This is a genomic window from Cyclobacterium sp. SOCE241 (genome assembly GCF_056867545.1).
The window spans coordinates 79197-98790 of the sequence record NZ_CP149779.1; the positions used below are offsets into that span (position 1 = coordinate 79197).

General features: G+C 37.4%; 18 protein-coding genes and 1 pseudogene. 7 read left to right on the forward strand and 12 right to left on the reverse strand.

Going from position 1 to position 19594, the window contains the following annotated elements; genetic code table 11:
- Positions 1-319: 319 nt before the first annotated feature.
- Genes WG932_RS00340 through WG932_RS00350 form a run of 3 tightly spaced genes read left to right on the forward strand, consistent with a single transcriptional unit; the run spans position 320 to position 3602 of the window.
- On the forward strand, positions 320-1672 hold the full coding sequence (locus WG932_RS00340) for a TonB-dependent receptor (RefSeq protein WP_483086511.1): 1353 nt from the start codon (positions 320-322) through the stop codon (positions 1670-1672).
- A gap of 56 nt (positions 1673-1728) precedes the next feature.
- The gene (locus WG932_RS00345; RefSeq protein ID WP_483088760.1) at positions 1729-2670 is read left to right on the forward strand and encodes a TonB-dependent receptor plug domain-containing protein; all 942 of its coding nucleotides are present in this window, start codon (positions 1729-1731) and stop codon (positions 2668-2670) included.
- Positions 2671-2675: 5 nt separating this feature from the next.
- On the forward strand, positions 2676-3602 hold the full coding sequence (locus WG932_RS00350) for a DUF4249 domain-containing protein (RefSeq protein WP_187770949.1): 927 nt from the start codon (positions 2676-2678) through the stop codon (positions 3600-3602).
- A 249-nt stretch (positions 3603-3851) separates the two neighbouring features.
- On the opposite strand, the gene WG932_RS00355 is transcribed toward WG932_RS00350, so the two are convergent.
- Positions 3852-4466, reverse strand: a complete 615-nt coding sequence (locus WG932_RS00355; protein ID WP_483086512.1) for a DUF4230 domain-containing protein — start codon at positions 4464-4466, stop codon at positions 3852-3854.
- A gap of 202 nt (positions 4467-4668) precedes the next feature.
- Here WG932_RS00355 and WG932_RS00360 point away from each other — a divergent pair.
- Positions 4669-6351 (forward strand): annotated as a pseudogene (locus tag WG932_RS00360) (AMP-binding protein).
- On the opposite strand, the gene WG932_RS00365 reads toward WG932_RS00360, so the two are convergent.
- Both WG932_RS00365 and WG932_RS00370 read right to left on the reverse strand, forming a co-directional pair.
- Complete coding sequence (locus tag WG932_RS00365; RefSeq protein ID WP_483086513.1) at positions 6317-6922, reverse strand: sugar O-acetyltransferase; 606 nt, start codon at positions 6920-6922, stop codon at positions 6317-6319. The pseudogene WG932_RS00360 and the gene WG932_RS00365 sit on opposite strands and share 35 nt — an antisense overlap.
- A 395-nt stretch (positions 6923-7317) precedes the next feature.
- Positions 7318-7467 (reverse strand): hypothetical protein, encoded by a 150-nt coding sequence (locus tag WG932_RS00370; RefSeq protein ID WP_483086514.1) that lies wholly within the window; start codon positions 7465-7467, stop codon positions 7318-7320.
- A gap of 166 nt (positions 7468-7633) precedes the next feature.
- Between WG932_RS00370 and WG932_RS00375 the strand changes: the two genes are divergently transcribed.
- From WG932_RS00375 to WG932_RS00385, 3 genes are all read left to right on the forward strand, one after another.
- The gene (locus WG932_RS00375; protein ID WP_483086515.1) at positions 7634-9001 is read left to right on the forward strand and encodes an exonuclease domain-containing protein; all 1368 of its coding nucleotides are present in this window, start codon (positions 7634-7636) and stop codon (positions 8999-9001) included.
- A gap of 39 nt (positions 9002-9040) precedes the next feature.
- A complete protein-coding gene (mgrA, locus tag WG932_RS00380) occupies positions 9041-10060 on the forward strand; it encodes an L-glyceraldehyde 3-phosphate reductase (protein WP_149394067.1) in 1020 nt (339 codons plus the stop codon).
- 170 nt (positions 10061-10230) lie between these two features.
- On the forward strand, positions 10231-11028 hold the full coding sequence (locus tag WG932_RS00385) for a hypothetical protein (RefSeq protein WP_014021576.1): 798 nt from the start codon (positions 10231-10233) through the stop codon (positions 11026-11028).
- Positions 11029-11200: 172 nt separating this feature from the next.
- Here the strand turns inward: WG932_RS00385 and WG932_RS00390 are convergent, their stop codons facing one another.
- From WG932_RS00390 to WG932_RS00430, 9 genes are all read right to left on the reverse strand, one after another.
- On the reverse strand, positions 11201-11824 hold the full coding sequence (locus WG932_RS00390) for a hypothetical protein (protein ID WP_149394090.1): 624 nt from the start codon (positions 11822-11824) through the stop codon (positions 11201-11203).
- Between the two features lie 47 nt (positions 11825-11871).
- Positions 11872-12570, reverse strand: coding sequence for an SIR2 family NAD-dependent protein deacylase (locus WG932_RS00395; protein ID WP_014021578.1), 699 nt, complete (start codon positions 12568-12570; stop codon positions 11872-11874).
- Positions 12571-12583: 13 nt separating this feature from the next.
- Positions 12584-13573: an OmpA family protein gene (locus WG932_RS00400; RefSeq protein ID WP_483086516.1), complete on the reverse strand. Its 990-nt coding sequence runs from the start codon at positions 13571-13573 to the stop codon at positions 12584-12586.
- A gap of 256 nt (positions 13574-13829) precedes the next feature.
- Positions 13830-14552 carry a hypothetical protein gene (locus tag WG932_RS00405; protein ID WP_483086517.1) on the reverse strand — a complete coding sequence of 241 codons (723 nt, stop codon included), beginning with the start codon at positions 14550-14552 and terminating at the stop codon, positions 13830-13832.
- 6 nt (positions 14553-14558) lie between these two features.
- Complete coding sequence (locus tag WG932_RS00410; protein WP_157466789.1) at positions 14559-15719, reverse strand: hypothetical protein; 1161 nt, start codon at positions 15717-15719, stop codon at positions 14559-14561.
- 469 nt (positions 15720-16188) lie between these two features.
- Positions 16189-17067 carry a 3-keto-disaccharide hydrolase gene (locus tag WG932_RS00415; protein WP_483088761.1) on the reverse strand — a complete coding sequence of 293 codons (879 nt, stop codon included), beginning with the start codon at positions 17065-17067 and terminating at the stop codon, positions 16189-16191.
- Complete coding sequence (locus tag WG932_RS00420; protein WP_483086518.1) at positions 17016-17321, reverse strand: 3-keto-disaccharide hydrolase; 306 nt, start codon at positions 17319-17321, stop codon at positions 17016-17018. The genes WG932_RS00415 and WG932_RS00420 overlap by 52 nt, the downstream gene beginning before the upstream one ends.
- The gene (locus WG932_RS00425) at positions 17318-18571 is read right to left on the reverse strand and encodes a HEAT repeat domain-containing protein (protein ID WP_483086519.1); all 1254 of its coding nucleotides are present in this window, start codon (positions 18569-18571) and stop codon (positions 17318-17320) included. Before WG932_RS00425 ends, WG932_RS00420 begins: the two co-directional genes overlap by 4 nt.
- Positions 18556-19593: a HEAT repeat domain-containing protein gene (locus WG932_RS00430; protein ID WP_483086520.1), complete on the reverse strand. Its 1038-nt coding sequence runs from the start codon at positions 19591-19593 to the stop codon at positions 18556-18558. Before WG932_RS00430 ends, WG932_RS00425 begins: the two co-directional genes overlap by 16 nt.
- Position 19594: the final 1 nt, after the last annotated feature.

A 19594-nucleotide genomic window follows, 5' to 3' on the forward strand; every position in this document is an offset into this window, starting at 1 on the left:
TTCGGTTCCGTCTAGGATCCGGTAATCTGAATACGCACATTATAAAGTAGTAGTAAATTTTAAAGGGTGTAGCGAAATGTATTTATTTTACGTCTTGTGACCGAGCCGATTATAATTATCCAAATTAACTTAAGTAAGGAAATGATTTCTTAAATTTTATAAAGCAATTAATAATTAGTTTGCAGTTAAAATTTAACCAATTCATTACTTTCACCACTATTATTATGATTTATTTAAGGTTCAATTATTTAGTTGGCAATTCCGTGCTTTAAATTATCTTTGCCAAATTATTTTTGGAAGTGTACCTATTTATATAAAAATGAGATTCTTTGTATTTTGTGTATTATCCATCCTTTTAGCTTTTCCGGGGTTTTCTCAGAAAATCACCATAAGCGGCACAGTAAAAGAAGAAGGCACAGGTGAAAACCTTATAGGGGCAAATATTTATGACAAGGTTTCTCAAAAAGGAACTGTGGCGAATCAGTTTGGTTTTTATAGTTATACCACTACCGGAGATAGTTTAGATCTTTACTTTAGTTTTGTTGGTTTCCAGGCCAAACATATCCAATTCCAAGCAAAAACTGATACCGTAATCAATGTGACATTGGTGCCGGACGGCAACCTGGAAGAAGTGGTGGTCTCCGCATCTGACATGGATCAAATTCAAGAAATCACCAGGATGAGCTCTGTAAATGTCCCAATAGAGCAAATCAAGGAATTGCCGGCATTGATGGGTGAAGTAGATGTTTTTAAAGTCTTACAACTTTTGCCCGGTGTGCAATCAGGAACTGAAGGTGGGAGTGGCTTATATGTTAGGGGAGGAGGACCTGACCAAAATTTGATTTTATTGGATGGTGTACCGGTTTATAACGCTTCGCATTTGTTTGGTTTCTTTTCTGTGTTCAATGCGGATGCCATCAACAATGTAGAACTTATAAAAGGTGGCTTTCCTTCAAGGTATGGGGGGCGCCTTTCTTCTGTGATCGACATCAGCATGAAGGAAGGCAACATGCAAGAGTTTAAAGGAGAAGGGTCTATTGGTCTTATAGCTTCTAAAGTAACCTTTGAGGGACCGATTAAAAAAGACAAAACATCTTTTATTCTTTCTGCGAGGCGGACTTATTTGGATATTTTGGCTCAACCGATTATCAAGGCTTCCACTGAGGGTGATGAAAACATAGGCTATTATTTTTATGACCTCAATGGAAAAGTTAACCATATCATTAATGATAAAAACAGGTTGTACCTGAGTGTGTATTCAGGAGATGATAAGGCTTATTCAAAGTATAAAAACTTTTATGTCAATGACAATGAAAGGACCGATTATGATGAGGAATTTGGCTTGAAATGGGGGAATTTTATTTCTGCTCTAAGATGGAATAACGTGATCAATAGTCGCCTCTTTAGTAACTATACTTTCACCTATAGTCGTTATAATTTTGATTTATTTAGCAATTATGAGGAGACAATTACCGGTTTAGGTACCACGGAAACCAATGTTTATTCGGACAGGTATTTCTCCGGAATCAGAGATTGGGCAGGGAGGGCAGACTTTGAATTTATCCCTAATCCGGATCATTATTTTAGATTTGGGACCAATGTTATATTTCATAAGTTCTCCCCGGTGTATATGCTAGCAAAAGCAGTTCCGGAGACAATGATCTTCAATTAGGTGCAGATGAACTGAACTCTACGGAGTATTCGGTATATGCTGAAGATGATTTCAATATCAGCAGTCGCTTGAAAGCCAACTTAGGACTTCATTATTCAGGATTCAACACAGATAACCAACATTATAACTCCCTCCAGCCAAGAATATCTGCCAGGTATTTAGTCGATGAAAGCACCTCTATCAAAGCATCTTATGTTACCATGGCACAATTTATACATTTACTAACCAATGCGGGCTTAGGATTACCTACTGATCTATGGGTGCCGGCCACAGCCAATATTGGCCCTCAAAAAGCGATGCAAGTGGCTTTAGGAGGAGTTAAAAACTTCAATAGTTTTGAATTTAGTGCTGAGGCTTATTACAAAACCATGGATGGCCTGATTGAATACAAGGATGGGGCAACTTATCTTAACCTGGATGAAGATTGGCAGGATAAAGTGGCTGTAGGTGAAGGGGTGAGTTATGGCCTTGAGCTACTGCTGCAAAAGAAGGTAGGCAAAATATCAGGATGGATTGGATATACCCTCTCCAAAACCGAAAGGAGGTTTGATGAAATTAACTTTGGGGAATGGTTTCCTTATAAATATGATAGAAGACATGATGTGAGCTTCGCTCTTACCCATGAGTGGACAGAAAATAAAGATTTCTCTGCGGTATGGGTGTATGGTACAGGAAATGCGGTATCCTTGCCCACCCAAAGGTATGAAGGAGCAGAGGTTAATACCCGGTTTGGAGGTTCATGGAGACCGGATGTAGAATATTATGAGAGTAGAAATAACTTTAGAAATAGGGCCTATCATAGACTTGATCTGAGCTTCAGTTGGTGGAAAACCAAAAAGTGGGGGGAGCGGAAATGGACATTAGGTATATACAATGTCTATAATCGAATGAATCCATTTTTTATGGACATTGGTTATGATCAGCAGAGCAACAAAAAAGTGAAACAGTACAGTCTCTTTCCCATTATACCTTCATTTTCTTACGGGTTTAAATTTTAATGACAATGAATACATTATTAAGCTTTCGAAGGGTTTTTCTATTTGTTTTTGTTGCGGCGGGGTTGTTCATCAGCTCTTGTGAAACTACTGTGGACATTGATATTCCTTTTGAAAAACCCCAGGTCACTTTAAATGCTACCTTTTTACACAATGCTTTTCCGAAAGTTAGGCTTACCTATTCCAGACATATTCTGGATACCAATTGGGAGTTTGAGCCAATAAAAACGGCTGAAGTAAAACTAATCACCGGAAATGAAACTTATTTTTTGAATTATAATGAGGAGAGTGGGGAATATTCAAATCTACAATATTTAGTCTCTGAAGATACTGAATACACAATAGAAGTAGATTTGGAAGGATATGAAAAAGTGCAGGCCACTGAAATGGTTCCCATTTATGTTCCTATCCAGGATTTGGTTTATAATGGGAAAGGACAGCAAGATGCATGGACAAGTGGAGATGATTTTTCTCTGATTTTTAACGACCCCGTGGGTGAACATTACTATGAAATTTCTGCCTATTATGTACGAAGAGAGCACTATATTAACGAATATGGGGAAGAGGTCTATTACGAAGACAATCGAACCATTTATCTGGAACCTAAAAACCCCAGCTATGAAACCGATTTTTTCTTAGATGGTGGAATTATTATAGACGATAAATTATTTGAAGGCAAACAAGCTAAAATAGATCTCTTTACATCAGGCAATTTTATGGAATTGGAGGATGGAGGAGAAATTTATTTTGTGTTAAAAAATATATCTAAAAGTTATTATGACTTTCAGTCTACATATGGATTGCAAGATTGGAATGATGGGGATCCCTTCGCCCAGCCTGTTCAAGTTTTTTCTAATATAGAAAACGGAATTGGTATTTTTATGACGGGAAATATTGCTTCTGAAAAAATAGAAACCGGTACTGGACAAAATTAGTCCGTAATGAAACGGTACATTTGGGTACAATAAAAGTTTACTTCAACCCGGATTATGTGATAGAACTTGAAATGGGTAGGGAGATTTTAGCCTAGCCCCGCTATAGTGAAATTTAAAACAGCAATAACGTGTCTGATTTTGAAGCGATTTCAGCACGTAAAGGATGGTCTATTTCAAATTTCGGGTTTAAAATAGGATTAAGGTTTAAAAAATTTTTAATGCATTGTAAACAAATGATTTACAAAATATTTAAAATTTTAAATTGTCTAAATCAGTAGGGGAGTTTATGGTCATTTCTTGGCATTGTAAGCTCCAACCTAGAGAATTGGTTAAAATATATATTTTGGAAAGCTCATTGATCAGCCTTTCCTTGGCATTCACTTTAAGATCCGATTGATCAACTTTGGTTTGGATCATTTTATCCACACTACCTTTGATCTTATTATAATCTGCTGCATCAAATTTATTGAAGTAATCTTGGCTGATATCATAGTATTTAAGATCAGGATAAATGTTGATTTCAGGTTCCGGTACTTCTAATATGATCACCTGTTTGTTCTCTTGGTCAATTTCTGTTTTAATTTGCCTCAAGTCATAAGCGACTGTTACTTTCGCATTGACTATCACCAAGGCTTTTTTGTTGGCTGAAAAAATATCGAAGTAATTTTTTTTGGTGTTTTTATAACTGAGGACCTGAGAAAATTGTCCTTCAGTAACGATAAGTTTTCCTACCTGTTTGATCTGTTGTTCTAAAAGTGCTGAATTGAATTGGATTTCATCTTTTTGTTTACTTTTGTCCGTGAAATATTGAATTGCCCAAATAACCATTAATGCAGTTATTATTCCTGCCAAGAATCTAAACATAATTATGGATTAAAATCATGATGATAGCTTCATTATAACAAAATAATGAAGAAATAGATTGCTTTTCCCTGAAAATTATGTTCATAGTAGGCTATTCAATGAGATTAGGGAATAAATTTAATTGAGAAAAACCTTTTAATAAAAGAAATACATTGAATATATTAGTACAAATGCCCTTAACAATATACTCAAATTAACAATTATGATGGATTTTCCATGGTTTCAATTTTATCCGGAAGCTGTTCCAAAGCAAATAGATCCGGAGGAATACAGTAGTGCTGTAGATCTTTTTGAGGAAAGCATAAAAAAATATGGAGATGCAATTGCTTACGAATGCATGGATAAAACCATCTCATTCAATGAATTGGATCAATTGTCTGCAACTTTTGCTTCTTTCTTACAGCATGAGTTTAAATTAAAAAAGGGAGACAGAATAGGCATTCAAATGCCTAATTTACTCCAATACCCAATCGTTATGTTCGGCGCACTTCGGGCTGGTTTGATTGTAGTTAATACCAATCCTTTGTATACCTCCTCAGAAATGGAACATCAATTTTCTGATGCGGGTGTAAAGGCCATTGTCATTGTTGCCAATTTTGCCCATAATCTTGAAAAAATCAAAGAAAAAATTGGTGTCAAAAAGATAGTTGTCACACAAATCGGAGATTCACTAGGTGGATTGAAAGGGTCAATTGTCAATTTGGTGGTCAAGTATGTTAAAAAAATGGTGCCCGCCTATAATATTCCCGAAGCTTGGAGTTTTAAAAGCGCCATGGCAGCAGGGAAAAATAAACCTTATGAAAGGCAACATCTAAAAGGAGAAGATTTAGCCTTTTTGCAATATACCGGAGGCACCACAGGGGTTTCTAAAGGAGCCATGTTAAGCCATACCAATATTGTAGCCAATATGCAGCAGATTTCTGCATGGATGAAGCCCAAGCTGATAGAAAGCAAAGAGACCGTGATTACAGCACTTCCCTTGTATCATATCTTTGCCTTAACGGTAAATTGTTTAGCGATGATGAAAATCGGAGCACATAATGTGTTGGTCACAAACCCTAGGGATATGCCGGCATTTTGTAAGATTCTAAAAAAGCATCCCTTCAGTGTATTTACGGGGGTCAATACGCTTTTTAATGGATTACTCAATCAAGAGTCCTTTAGGTCATTGGATTTTAGTTCATTAAAAATCGCAGTGGCAGGTGGTATGGCTACCTACAATCGTTTGTAGCCAAACGCTGGAAGGAAGTAACAGGGGTTCCTATTTCTGAAGGTTATGGACTTACTGAGACATCTCCTGTGGTTACCTGTAACCCTATTGATGGAACAGAGAGGCTTGGAACCATTGGTATTCCACTACCGAATACGGAGGTAAAAATTATAGACGACGAAGGAAACGATTTGGCCTTGGGAGAGAGGGGAGTTGTGCGTCAAAGGACCTCAAGTAATGCCCGGATATTGGCAAAGACCTGATGAAACAGCAGAGACATTTATAAAGGAGTGGTTTAAAACCGGCGACATTGCAGTTATGGATGAAGACGGTTTTTTCAAAATTGTTGACCGCAAAAAAGAAATGATTTTGGTATCAGGGTTTAACGTATATCCCAATGAGGTAGAGGATGCTTTGTCTGCCCACGAAATGGTCAATGAGGTAGGTGTAATAGGAATCCCCGATGAGAGGTCTACTGAAAGGGTAGTTGCATATGTTATTGCCAATGACAAATCACTTACAGCGGAAGAGTTGATAGCTTTTTCAAGACAAAGCCTGACAAGCTATAAGGTTCCCAAGGAGATATACTTTGTAGATGAACTACCTAAATCTAATGTAGGAAAAATCCTTCGAAGAATTATTAAAGAAAATCATGAAAAGAAGATGGCCAATTAGGCCATCTTTTCTTTTGGTCGATATCTTTTATAATTCTTGCCGGATTTCCACCCACGATTACGTCTGTCGGTACATCTCTGGTCACCACTGCTCCTGCAGCCACAATGCTTCTGTCACCAATATTTACTCCCGGGCAAATTATAGCACCACCACCTACCCAAACATCATCACCAATAGTAACGGGTTTCCCAAACTCAAGCAGACTACTTCTGGTCTTTGCATCAAGAGGATGAGTGGCTGAATAAATATGTACTCCGGGACCAAACATGCTTCTATTTCCTATTTTAATTGGCGTAATGTCTAAAAGGACACAATTGAAATTAAAAAAAACCTGGTCCCCAACACTAATGTTATAACCATAGTCACAGAAAAAAGGAGGCTCCAATCCAAAATCCTTTCCTACTCTATTGAAAAGCTTTTTGACAATATTGTATGTGTGCTCATTGTCTCCCGGACGCTCATTATTAAGGGCTTTTAGTAGCTGTCTTGCCTGAAAGCGGTCATTGCTAAGGGTTTTGTCTGAAGCAAGATACAATTCACCGGAGAGCATTTTTTCTTTTTCTGATTTCATGGGTTAGATGTTTTTAAGAATGTTTTTTATTTGTGAAAAGTGCCTTTTTTCATGAGCAAGGATGATATCTATTGCGGAATCCAAGGGGTAAACAATCCATTTATTTGCAGGGGAACTTATCATTAAATTTTTTCCCAGAAATGGTTCCAGCTTTTGTAAATAGTTTGACAGTAGATCTTGTTGCGTAAAAAATTTTATTTTTAAATCATTGTTATGCAATTTGTCCGACGGTTTCCACGAATTAAAAGTTTTAATTTTAGAAGATTTGTTCATGGAAGCTAAAATAATATTTCCCATTTTAGAGCCATAAAATGGGAGTTTTCCCATCAAAGGGCTTTTGTATCGCTGAAGAATAATTTGGTCGAAAATAGGAAAATAAGAAGTGTTGACGAGAATTAAATGGTGCACAATTTCCATAGGGCTCCATTGTTCAGGGAAGGTTTAACATTTAAGGTAGTAAGGTCAAAGTCTTCCAAGATCTTTTCATATTGCCAGGTGATTTCAGTTAATTCCATTTGCCAAGCATCTGCTTTCTCTTTGATCATTGTGAGTTATTTGATAAGTTTTGAATAAAAAGATGACCTGAAGGAAATTGTTTACTTCATTCGATAGTTAAATATTTAATATTACAAATTTGACACCTTTAATTCAAGTGGAATTCAAAGGGAACAATTTTGTTTGTAGTAGTGCTTTATTAACAAAAACCTATTTATGTACGCGATCGTTGACATTGAAACTACCGGAGGCTTTTCTGCAAATAATAGGATCATTGAGATTGCGGTGGTTTTTCATGATGGTGAGCAAATTACGGGCCAATTCGAGACCTTGTTGAATCCTGAAATGTCTATCCCTAGTTTTATTACAGGTCTAACAGGGATTGATGCTCAAATGTTAATAGGAGCTCCAAAGTTCTCGGAAATAGCAGGTGAGCTTTATAATTTATTGGAGGGAAAGGTTTTCGTGGCACATAATGTAGGATTTGATTACAGTTTTGTAAAACAGTCTTTCGAAAGAGAGGGGATGGTTTACAAGCCCAAAAGACTCTGCACTGTCCGGCTAAGTAGAAAATTGTTTCCGGGTCTTAAAAGTTACAGTCTAGGCCGATTGTGTGAGTCGAGGGGGATTGTTGTGAATGATCGGCATAGGGCCATGGGTGATGCTTGGGCAACCTCCATTTTATTCGGTCAATTGTTGCAGGCAGACAAAGAAGGGCATATTGAACAAGCGATAAAGGGAAAACATAAGGCTTTAACTTTGCCTCCCAACATAAGCAAGGAAAAATTTAACGAAATTCCTCAATCTACAGGTGTATATTACTTCCATGATGCCAATGGTAAGGTGATTTATGTAGGTAAAGCAGTCAATATTCAGCGTAGATTCAATGGTCATTTTAGCGGGAAGGCCAAGTTGAATTTAAAAACTGAAATTTTTGATGTGAGCTACGAAATTACAGGTAGTGAGTTGCTGGCTTTGTTACTGGAGGCATTGGAAATCAAGCGACTTTGGCCAAAATATAACCGATCTCTAAAAGTGAAAGCCTTATCGTGGGGAGTTTTTTCTTATACCGATAGAGAGGGGTATTTACGTTTTCAGCTCAATAAAGTAGTGGCCGGTATAAAGCCATTGGCTACATTTACCAGCCACGCTTCTGCTTGGAAATTTCTCCTAGATAAAAACAAAGAATTGAAGCTATGTCCAAAACTTAATGGAATCCAGAAGAAAAATGGAGCTTGTTATGACTTTCAATTGGGTGAATGTTCCGGTGCTTGCTGTGGGGTGGAAGCTGCTGAAGATTATAACAAAAGAGCCGAAGAACTAATTGCCGGGGTGAAGCTTGAAGGAGAGAAATTTCTAGTCAAAGATTGTGGTAGAAACCCTGGTGAAGAGGTAGCTTTATTCTTTGAGGATGGCTTTTTATCAGCCTATGGATTTATTGATATGAGCCAATCATTTCAGACAGCAGAGGAGGTGGTTGCGGTGCTTAAACCTGTTAAAAGGGTGATTGAAACCCGGTATTTACTAAAATCCTATTGGGATAAAATCCCTGAAAAAAATATAATTTATTTAACCAATAATTGATATAGACCTATTTACAACCCATTAATAAACGAAAAATTTATGAAAATAAACGACAAAGAACCATTACAGACCTATGTAGCGGCATCCTCAAGATATGATCAAATGAAATTCCGTAGGTGTGGGAAGAGTGGTTTGGATTTACCGGCAATATCTTTAGGGTTATGGCATAATTTCGGACATAGCGATGATTTTAAATTAGGAAGGGAGATTGTAAGAACTGCATTTGATTTAGGGATTACACATTTTGATTTGGCTAACAATTATGGCCCGCCCTATGGAGCGGCAGAAGAGAATTTTGGTAGAATTTTTAAGAAAGATTTATTACCGTATAGAGATGAACTATTAATTTCATCTAAAGCAGGTTGGGACATGTGGCCGGGGCCTTATGGGAATTTTGGGTCTAAAAAATATTTGGTAGCCAGCCTAAATCAAAGCCTAAAAAGAATGGGTTTGGAATACGTGGACATCTTTTATCATCACAGACCTGATCCCAATACTCCGCTTGAAGAAACCATGAGTGCTTTAGATCTTCTTGTTAGACAAGGGAAGGCCTTATATGTAGGCATTTCTCAATACAGCGCAGAGGACACTGCAAAGGCTTCAAAAATACTTAATGAATTGGGTACTCCATGCTTGATCCATCAGCCGAGGTACAATATGATGGACAGATGGGTGGAAGATGGACTTTTGCAGGTTTTGGAAAAATCAGGGATAGGTGCCATTGCATTTTCTCCTCTGGAACAAGGGGTTCTTACAGACAAATACTTGAACGGTTTTCCTGAAGATTCCAGAGCAGTAAAAGATGGGAGGTACTTGAAGTCTGATGCCATTACCCCTGAAATACTAGCCAAGGTTAAGGCACTGAACGCTATTGCAATTGAAAGAGGTCAAAGTTTGGCTCAGATGGCTATTGCTTGGCTGCTTAAAAGCCCTGCCATTACCTCAGTGCTTGTGGGAGTGAGCAAGGCTAGTCAACTTCATGACAATGTGAAAAGTTTGGATAATTTGGACTTTTCCACAGCTGAATTGAAAAATATCGAAGCCATTTTAAAGGAATAAAAAGAATTATCCCGAAATATTCGGAATTAAAAAGCCCTAAAAACCAGTATGATGTTTTAGGGCTTTTTTTAATTCCAATAAATTTATTTTTACAGGTAAAAATAAATTATAATCGGTATATATTGTATTCTAAATTTTGTATATTGGCTAGGAACCCAAAATAATAAGGTATGAAAAAGCAATTAATAATTTGGATAATCTCCCTATTTGCAGTAGCCAATGTTTATGGACAAGACGAACAATTTTTAGTCTTGGAATTTATTAAGGTTGAGCCCAATAAAGTTCTGGATTATTTAGAATACAAAGAGTTTTTAACCAAGGTTTACGAACAGGAAAAAGAAGATGGCCATATAAAAGGCTGGGATTTTTGGTCCCTTCAATCCGGCTCTGATTTAGAAGGGGAAAATTTTCAATACTTGACGGTTACCTATTATGACGATCCTGTTTCAATGATGAATGGAAACAATATTGACCAATTGGTGAACAGTGCCGTTCAAGCCTTCCCTAATCTAAGTGCCGAACAGGCTAAAAATAGAATAACCTCTTCTTTGGAAATGCGTGACCTGGCTGTCAGAAGTTATATGATAGAGGTAGCCAGAACGGATGACGATTTTCAATATAAGCCAGGGATTTTGGCAACTTTTGATCTTATGAAGGCAGTAGAAGGTAAGTTTCAAGACTATGAAATTGCTGAGCAGGAAATATTTCTTCCTCTTCATCAGAAAAAAATCTCAAATGATCTGATGGAGGATTGGAGGTTTCTAAGAACAGCTCTTCCTACTGGTAGTGAAGCCAAGTCTACTCATTTGACCATGAATATTTATAAAGACTATATTCAGTTTTTTAATTCTATGGAGTATGAGGACATGGAAATGACCGATAAAGAAGAGGAGGCGATGATTGAAGGCCTAAAGTCTAGGGATCAAAAGTGGGTCTATTTGGCAACCTTGGATTCAGTAGTCAGGTAATAGCAGGTTTAGTATACTGATTTAAAAAGAATTAGTGAGGTGTTAAATCTATATTTATTGCCTTGATGTTCTACCAATGATGAGATCGGTAGGATGGATTAACAATCTTGGGGCTTTATGGGTTTGATTGCTGTAGTTTTCCTAAGAATGTTCGGCTTGTATATGTCAAATTTTATGGATTGAATACAGGGTTTTTCCAGCCAAACTGTTTGCAAATCAAAACCATCAAAAAGTTGACACCGGTGTGAAAAACTACAAGTAAAAATATGGCCAATAAAGGAACACCAAATACCTGAAAAGGCCAGGAATAGGTCCAAACTCCTAAATTAATGGTGATGATTTCCCCATAGGTTGGGAAAATCATTGCCACAATTAGGGAAAGAATAATTTTAGTTGACATTTTAGAAACAGCTAAAACCCTGAATAAATCTTTTTCCAGCTGGTAAATAAAGGTAAAGGCTAAGGCCCAAGCAAAAGGGAGCCAATATGGAAAGGAACGATTGAAAGAAAGGTCATGGTATTCCCAATATCCATAATATATTCCCCATAATTCACAGCAAACACCAAATATCCCTCCTAAAAGAGTGCCTGTTAGGAATACCATCTTGTCCTCTGCATTTCGCTGCCACCTTTTTATAATAGAGTAGACAAGGTACAAGGCCAGTAATAAACCTATCCAAAAATCATAAGCATGGAAAAAGCCAATTAGCAAGCCTGCCAAAGTTAATTTTACAAAACTTTTAATTAATACTCTGGAAATTCCCGAAGTTGCTTTGCTGCTGTATTCTGTATCCAATTGATTGGTTTTAAAAGTGAAAGTCAAAACTATAAAATATATGTTTATTAGTCTTCAAAATTCCAACTTTTCAATATATTTTCCATTTTTAAGATACCCGAGCTGGCTTTTTCCTCAATACAAGTGATGTTATTTCGTGAACTTAAATAAGGGATTTTCAGGTCAATGATAATTTTCAAAATTTTCTCAGGTGCATAGTCGATCAGACCCGCTGCAGGGTATACCAGCATGGAGGTACCTACGATAACCAAAGCATCGGCTTTTTCTACTGCTTCAATGGCTTCCTTCATTTTGGGTACGGCTTCTCCAAACCAAACAATAAAAGGTCGCAACTGACTTCCTTTTTCACAGGTATCTCCCAATTTCAGCTCCCAACCATTTATATCATAAATTAGGTTTGGATCCTTCGTACTCTGTGATTTAAAAAGTTCTCCATGCAAATGAATTACTTTGGAAGAACCTGCGAGTTCATGAAGATTGTCCACATTTTGAGTGATTATTGTGACATCATGGCTTTTTTCCAACTCGGCTAATTTCAGGTGCGCTTGATTGGGTTTAGCCTTAAGGCATGCTTGTCTTCTTGCATTATAAAATTCCAGTACTTTTGCTTTATTATTATTCCACCCCTCAGGTGAAGCTACCTCCATAATATCATGACCTTCCCAAAGGCCATTATCATCTCGGAAAGTCCTTAACCCACTTTCTGCTGAAATACCTGCTCCTGTTAATACTACAATATTTTTCATTGGCATTAATTTTTTAATATAGTACCTGGACCTCCACCTTCCTGTCTTGAGGGCGAGAAGTTTTGTGGCTTCCTCGTATTAATTGCGCACCGGGTTGTCGGGTTATTCTTTCAGGAGCAAGACCAAGTTGATTGGTTAGTATTTCTTCCACCGCCATTGCTCGCCTTTCAATCAAGATCATATTGTAAGCCATGGCCCCTGTATTGTCAGCATAGGCTTTAATCAATAATTTTGCGTTGGGAAATAGATCTAGCATTTGCTTTAAAGGGAGAAGTTTTAATACCTCTTCTTCTGATATTTTACTTTCATTGTTTTCAAAAAACACCTCTGCATAAAGACCATTTTTTATTAAATCAACTTTACCTTTGCCTGAATTATACCCTTGTAGGTTCATTCCCTGAATAGATGGCCCCGGTTCAAATTTGTATTTTTGCGAGGCTATATTTTGTCTTGAGGTAGCTTTGATTTCGGGGCTTAAGGATGATGTTTTTACACTATCAAAGGGTACATACCTGCTGCTGTCAACTATTAAAGTTGAGTCAATACCCATAGGTTTGTTAGCGTTAGCCGGTTGGTTGACATAAGTTGAAGAACGACTGTAATAAGGGAGAAAATAGGGGAAACTGGAATTGGTGACCTGCCCATCTGAAGCACCTAGGATTAACTTTTCATTCTTTTGAGGGATATTTTGTTCAGCAGGATAATTGCCATAATAAGGGTTATAATAGGTCTGTTCATAGGGGGGATTTTCAAATCTTGAATCATTTATTCTATATGGATATTGCCAAACCATTACCCTATTTGCTCTTTGATTTGCTTCATACCTTTCGGAATTTTCTAAGGTGAAGTTTCCGATAGAATCCAATTCCATTAATGCAGGAGTTTCCTGGCTGCTGTAAACATTAGGTAAGGCATTTTCCTCCGGAGAAGCCTGCTTTTCATTAATCCTGCTAGAGTGATTAATCCTTAACTCTGATATTGCTGAATTTTTTGATGAATCCACTTCAATATATTCATCATTTATGGAGTATTCTGACCGGATATGGGTAAAAGATGGACTAATGGCGTTTGCCCTGAATGCATTTTTTGAAGGTGAAAAACTTATTTTCAGGCCAAATTGGTGATTGAAAAACCAATCCTTATTTGACTGAACATCTCCTCTGATATTGCTGTTAGCATTGCTCAGGTCTATGCCCGGATAGGCAGCATACGTTTGAAATTCATCAAGAAAGGTAGTAATTGAAGATCCATCAACATCATCAATAAAATCTGTGTTGGTTTTTTACGTCAGATTGGAAATAAACTTCAATTTGCTTGGATAATTTTATTCTAAAGCCAACCCCTGCCCCTATATAATAAGTGTTTTCATCATAGCCATTATTACTCGAAGCTTTAAGTTTAGTCAAATCTGTCTCGAAGTTCCCATCAGTAATCAGAAGGTTTTGTGTATAATCGTATTGGTTTCCCTCTGCATCCAATAAATCTCCTTTAGGGCTGAATTGTAACCACCCACCATGTATAGAAAGGTAAGGGGCAACTAGGGCATTTTCTCTTAAAATTTTCCCATTGTCAGTTCTGAATGTAAAGCCCAAACCAATGTCTCTAACGCTTGTTTCAAAATTTAATGACCTATGGAAGTTTGGAAAATCAGTTTTCAAGACATCATTCTTATCAAGGTAGCGATCACTCATGGATAAAATATATTGTCCACCATTGAGAAGCAGTCCAAAACTCGAATTTAATCTTCGTTCGATTGATAAAGAAAAAGAAGGAGATTGGTTATAATTCTTATTGTATGAATAAGCTTCTCCCATAGCCTTCCAATCGGGAAAGTTGCCATATCTGTAATGACTGAGATCTCCGTAATAATTGGAATAGCCAATACCAGCTCCTATACGGAATTTATAGGGGTTCAATTGACCTAGTAGATCAGCTGATTGATATAATAACAAGCATGATAAAATCAATATGGTTTTAAACATAACATTTTAGCGTTTTAGCCCTAACCAGATATGAAATTCTGCGCTGAAACCTACAAATGGATACAAGGTAACATCCTCGAATTTATTATTGATTTCTGTAGAAGTTAATACAGCCCCTGCATTAAACCGTAATATTCTAAAAAGGCTATACCCAAGGCCAATATAACTTGGCCTACCAATAAGGGGGCCGCTGATTTCTGTTTGGCTGGCGTTGGTCATGTTGGAAAAGAACACCCCTGTAGAAATCGATGCATTGCCTAGAATTTTAGTAAAGTTTTTGTTACCAAGTGGCATCGATATTCCTGCAAAAGCAGAAGTACCATAATCAAGATCATTGAAACCTCCTCCAAAGTAAGTTCCCGCATAACCAATGTTGATAGGTAAATAGTTAGGTTTTTTCTCTGTTGGGTAGTTGTTAATTTCACGGATGTCTACCAGCATCAGTAGATTTGACCGAAGGTATTGATTGGTTTCAGCTTTTGTAAGATCAATTAGCTGGTCGATAACTTGCTTGGCATAATAGGCATTATCGGTGCCTTTTGTATCCACACTTTTCTTCAATAAATTAAATTTTGAATCTTTTAATTTTATTCCATGAATTTGTTCTATTTTTTGTTTTACAACATCACTAAAACCACTAAATCCCTGGTCTAGTTGGTGTGAATAATTGCTCAGCCCTTGTGTGACTATTTCATTCAATTGCACCAACATGGCTTTTTGACTGACCAAGGCTTTAATTTCCTTTTTGTTAACCACAAAGTTAGCATTAAGATAGGTTTCCAAATTTTCATGTATGGCTTCTTTTACAGCCTTCATTTCAGTGGTGTCCGTGGAATTAAAGTAGTAAAATTTAAGGGTATAAGTATCATTGCTTCGAAGGGGATAGGCAACGTAAATTTCAAAATCAGATGGATTACTTAGGTAGGCAGCTTTCCAAGTATAAGTTTCTGCTGAATTCTCTTTTTTATTTGTCTTGAATATTTTCACTTCAACCCTTCTTATACCTGAAGGGATAAGACCTTGAATTAAGAATCTTTCTTCAGAAGGAAGGGGCAGACCGGCGTTAATCTGATTTTTCTCGGGGGAAAAGCTCACCGATTTTATTTGACTAAAAACCTCCATAGGAATTGTCAAAATTAAACAAAGGATAAATAAATTTTTCATCATATTTTTAAACGATATAGGGCCAATGTAGATAATTGTTTTATTATTTTGCTTTTTGTGCAATAATATTTTTTTAAAACAGTTATATAAGGTTAATCTATAATCATGCCAGATTTTCGCTTACTATTTAGTTATAAGGGATGGCTAACAAAAACTTCCAAATGCGATTCAGCTTCTAGAGGGGACTACAAGTGCTATATGAATCGTCTCTTTGGTGACGAATTTGATGGAAAGGTATATCAAGGTTAAACCGGATTCAAGCATTCAAATTAACCAGGTGTTCTTTATTAAATAAGGACCCTAAAAAATGTCACGGGATGCCCTTGGAGACCGAAATAAGTAACAGTGTATTTTGCTTTTTTCGGCAGAGGAAATGGATTATATAATTATATAGCATAAAAAAAGAGAGGCTTTTTAAAACCTCTCTCTCTAATTGATTATAAAAAAATTACGCTATCGCGTTGTGGTTTGCTTATAAGGCTTTGATTCGGATATTTTTAAAATACAAAATATCACCATGTCCCAAGAAACCTATATGTCCCTTTTTGTTGGAGAGTCCCGGATGTTCTCTTTTGTCTAAGGTGCCATTTTCACGTGCATCGGAAATGTTCACATCCAAAGTTTTGGTGCCATTTAAAATCACTTGAATTCTGTCTCCTTTAACAATCACTTCCTGATAATTCCATTCTCCTACAGGTTTTAGGTGCCCTTTTTTAGCAGCACTTACCCCATACAATGAGCCGTGGTACTGATAAGGTTTAAGTTTGCTGTATATTTCAGCAGTATCATCAAGAATTTGAAGCTCCATGCCGGCATAGGCTGCATCACCTTTAAGGGGAGACCTGATACCTAAACCATTGTTTGCTCCAGGAGTCAATTTAAATTCAAACCTAAATTCAAAATCTTCAAATTCATCTTTTGTCATTAAATTTCCACTTCCTCCTCTTCCGGGATTGATGGCCAAAACTCCATTTTCTATAAAATAATCAGTTTTGTTACCTGTCCATTTTTCTAAATCTGAGCCGTCGAATAGAACTTCAAACCCCTCATTCTTTTCTTGCTCGCTAAGTTCAAATTTTGGAGCTCCAATTAATTCTTTAATGTAAATATCTCTGTAGGCAACATAAGTGCCATGTGCTTGCAATTCTATTTGGCCGGTTGGGAAAATAGGCATTGATCTATCCCAGAAATTTTCTAAGGTAACATCGTCTACTACCAACTCGCCATTCAAATAGACGGTAACTTTTTCACCTTTCATAATGATATGAAAAGTATTCCATTCTCCTACCGGATTGTCAGCTACCTTAAGAGGCTTGCTAGGATTCTTTTTATTTTGTACAAACCTCCTGATCCTACTTCAGCCCCCACATTGGTTCTTGCTATATCCCATATCTGAACTTGTGGCGTGCCTCTCAAATAGATGCCTGCATCTCCATCAGGTGTGATTTTCCAATCTACCAACATTTCAAAATCCCCAAATTCTTTTACAGCTGCGATGTTTTGACCTTTACCGGTAAAAACCAATAAACCGTCCTGAGCTACCCAGCCTTCTTTCATGATTTCGTCAGCTTTGGCTTGTTCCTTTTTTAAGGTTCTTTCGCTCATTTCAGCCCTTTTGATAGGATTGCTAAAGACTCCTTCCATCCTTCTAAATTTTCCTCATTGAATAGGCTATAGAAACCCTCGGTTTTAGGCATCTCATCTAAGAACTTTTTTAATGAGGTTTTATAATACTGGCTATCCTGACCACTGATTACTTCTATGGTGCGTTCAACGATTGATCTAACCTTTGTTCCATATAGATTGTCATTGTTCAAGACAATTTTCATAACGGCTCTGGCAGCGGTTTGCTGGTAAGCAGGTGTTTCCTGATATTTTCCTGCAACGAGCAATGCCTGAAAAGTAGGGTAATTTCCAAGTTGTCTCAATATAGCCTGTACATTGTCTTGGCTTTTTGCCAGTGCCAATGCATCCCTTAACATCAATACCTTTTGTTCATTGGCTCCTTCCGTTGAAGGGACTAATCTGATAAAGCCTGATAAGGCATCATCCATCATTTTGTCTGTACTTGCATTTCTGGCAATATGCAATAAAGGAACAGTTGCTGCCGGATCTTCTGATTGGTTTAATGCACCAACGACTGCTTGTTTTTGTTTTACATTCCCGGTCTCATAAATGTCCTGTAGCTTACTCAAGGCTTCAGTGCCTCCCGTTTTAGCCAATACTTTATAAATATATTCTTGTTTGTCTAAAAGCAAAGTCGGCAACAAGTCCATTGCCCATTTTGTCTCGGCACTTAGGTCTCTTTTTTGAGCATTTGCCACAATAATAGCTTCCTGGATTTTCTCCAAGTCATCTGAATTGCTTTCTGTTTTTAGCAAGCTAACCAATTGGCTTAGGTCATTTGGTGTAGCCATAGATGCAAGCGCTGTTAGCGCAGCTGATTTGACATTTGAATTGCCGCTTGAAACAGCTCCGAAGACAACGTCAATTTGATCTTCTGCAGCCCTTGAAGCCAAAAGCCCTAGCAATTTTACTTTAAGCACATCGTCAGCATCCGAAACTCTTTTGGCTATTTCAGTCGTGACATTGTCACCTTTCATTGACTGCAAAGCAGTTATCAATTGGGCTTGATCTGATTCATCAGCAGTTGCCAAAAGATCAAGTATTTGAGTTAAAGCCAAATTGTCTCCGGCAGTAACAACAGCGGCAATGGCAGTTTGACGAATTTTTTCATTTGAGTTTGAGAGGTAGGGCAAAATTACCTCTGCAACCGCTTTGTTATTGATTTTACCCATTCTTTGAAGAATGGCTGCAATACTTTCATCAGAAGCTTTGCTCAAAGCTTTTTCCAATCATCCAATTCTTCGATCAACTGGTCGTTGTTTAGGTATTGTAAGGCGGTACCCCTGTATCTAAACTCATCTGACTGAGCAGCTTTGATGATTCTTTTATTCGATTTGAGTGGGTCAAATTTCACTAGCAAATCCAATGCTCCGGCCTTAGTATGATAATGTTTAGTTACATTGGTAGACTTATCAAGCTTTTTGGCCAGTTTAAGCGCCAGCTTTTGATTGCCTGCTTCTCCTAAATTGTCAATATACCTTAAATATTGGGCTGCAGCATTGGTAGATTCAAATGTGAAACCTGCCTCTTTAGCCGCCGCATACAAGAGGTCAGCACTAGCAGGAGAAGCGATGCTAGCCAAAGCGTAGATAGCTACCCTTCTAAGTTCAGGTTGGTTGCTATTGACGTAGGGAGCAATAATTTCGGAAGCTTGAATGGCACCAATATCACCTAATGCTTCAATAAAATTCGCCTTTTGTGCATCAACTGTAGATGCTTCTAACGCAGCAATCAATGCTGCTGCTGCCCCAGTGGAACCAACGTTTGCCAGAACTCTGGAGGCAGTTCCAGAAAGTCTGTCATCGGTCAAATAAGGTTCAATATTAGCTACATTTTCATCTTTGGCAATGAACTTTGTTTGCTTCAAAACAAAATTTTGTGCTTCTGGGTCATCCAATTGGTTAATGGCAGCAATATAAGCGGCTACAGCCATATTGGCTAAGTCTTCCTTACCATCTTTGCTTGCATAAAAAGCAAATCCCGCCAAGGCATATTCTATTTTTTCATTGTTTACGCCCGGTTTTTGCATTAAGGCCATTTCGGTAATGCCATTGGCGCCAAGTGCTTCCATTTGTTTCATGGCAGCTTCTAAATTACCGGCATTTTCAGCAGGAAACCGGTTCAGTAAATCTGCAATTTTTGTAGCGGTGGTTCTTCCCGCATCGAGTTGATTTTGCGCTTGACTTATAAAGACTTGGCCTATTAAAAGACAAAGAACAAAAGTCATTTTCTTTATAAAATATTTTTCCATA

Excerpts from the sequence above, each read along its gene's own strand:
- WG932_RS00385 (WP_014021576.1), top strand. The coding sequence starts at position 10,231 with ATGAAAAAGCAATTAATAATTTGGATAATCTCCCTATTTGCAGTAGCC.
- WG932_RS00420 (WP_483086518.1), bottom strand. The coding sequence starts at position 17,321 with ATGAGCGAAAGAACCTTAAAAAAGGAACAAGCCAAAGCTGACGAAATC.
- WG932_RS00410 (WP_157466789.1), bottom strand. The coding sequence starts at position 15,719 with ATGATGAAAAATTTATTTATCCTTTGTTTAATTTTGACAATTCCTATG.
- WG932_RS00355 (WP_483086512.1), bottom strand. The coding sequence starts at position 4,466 with ATGTTTAGATTCTTGGCAGGAATAATAACTGCATTAATGGTTATTTGG.
- WG932_RS00340 (WP_483086511.1), top strand. The coding sequence starts at position 320 with ATGAGATTCTTTGTATTTTGTGTATTATCCATCCTTTTAGCTTTTCCG.
- WG932_RS00430 (WP_483086520.1), bottom strand. The coding sequence starts at position 19,593 with ATGGAAAAATATTTTATAAAGAAAATGACTTTTGTTCTTTGTCTTTTA.
- WG932_RS00365 (WP_483086513.1), bottom strand. The coding sequence starts at position 6,922 with ATGAAATCAGAAAAAGAAAAAATGCTCTCCGGTGAATTGTATCTTGCT.
- WG932_RS00370 (WP_483086514.1), bottom strand. The coding sequence starts at position 7,467 with ATGATCAAAGAGAAAGCAGATGCTTGGCAAATGGAATTAACTGAAATC.
- WG932_RS00395 (WP_014021578.1), bottom strand. The coding sequence starts at position 12,570 with ATGAAAAATATTGTAGTATTAACAGGAGCAGGTATTTCAGCAGAAAGT.
- WG932_RS00350 (WP_187770949.1), top strand. The coding sequence starts at position 2,676 with ATGAATACATTATTAAGCTTTCGAAGGGTTTTTCTATTTGTTTTTGTT.
- mgrA (WP_149394067.1), top strand. The coding sequence starts at position 9,041 with ATGAAAATAAACGACAAAGAACCATTACAGACCTATGTAGCGGCATCC.
- WG932_RS00405 (WP_483086517.1), bottom strand. The coding sequence starts at position 14,552 with ATGTTTAAAACCATATTGATTTTATCATGCTTGTTATTATATCAATCA.
- WG932_RS00375 (WP_483086515.1), top strand. The coding sequence starts at position 7,634 with ATGTACGCGATCGTTGACATTGAAACTACCGGAGGCTTTTCTGCAAAT.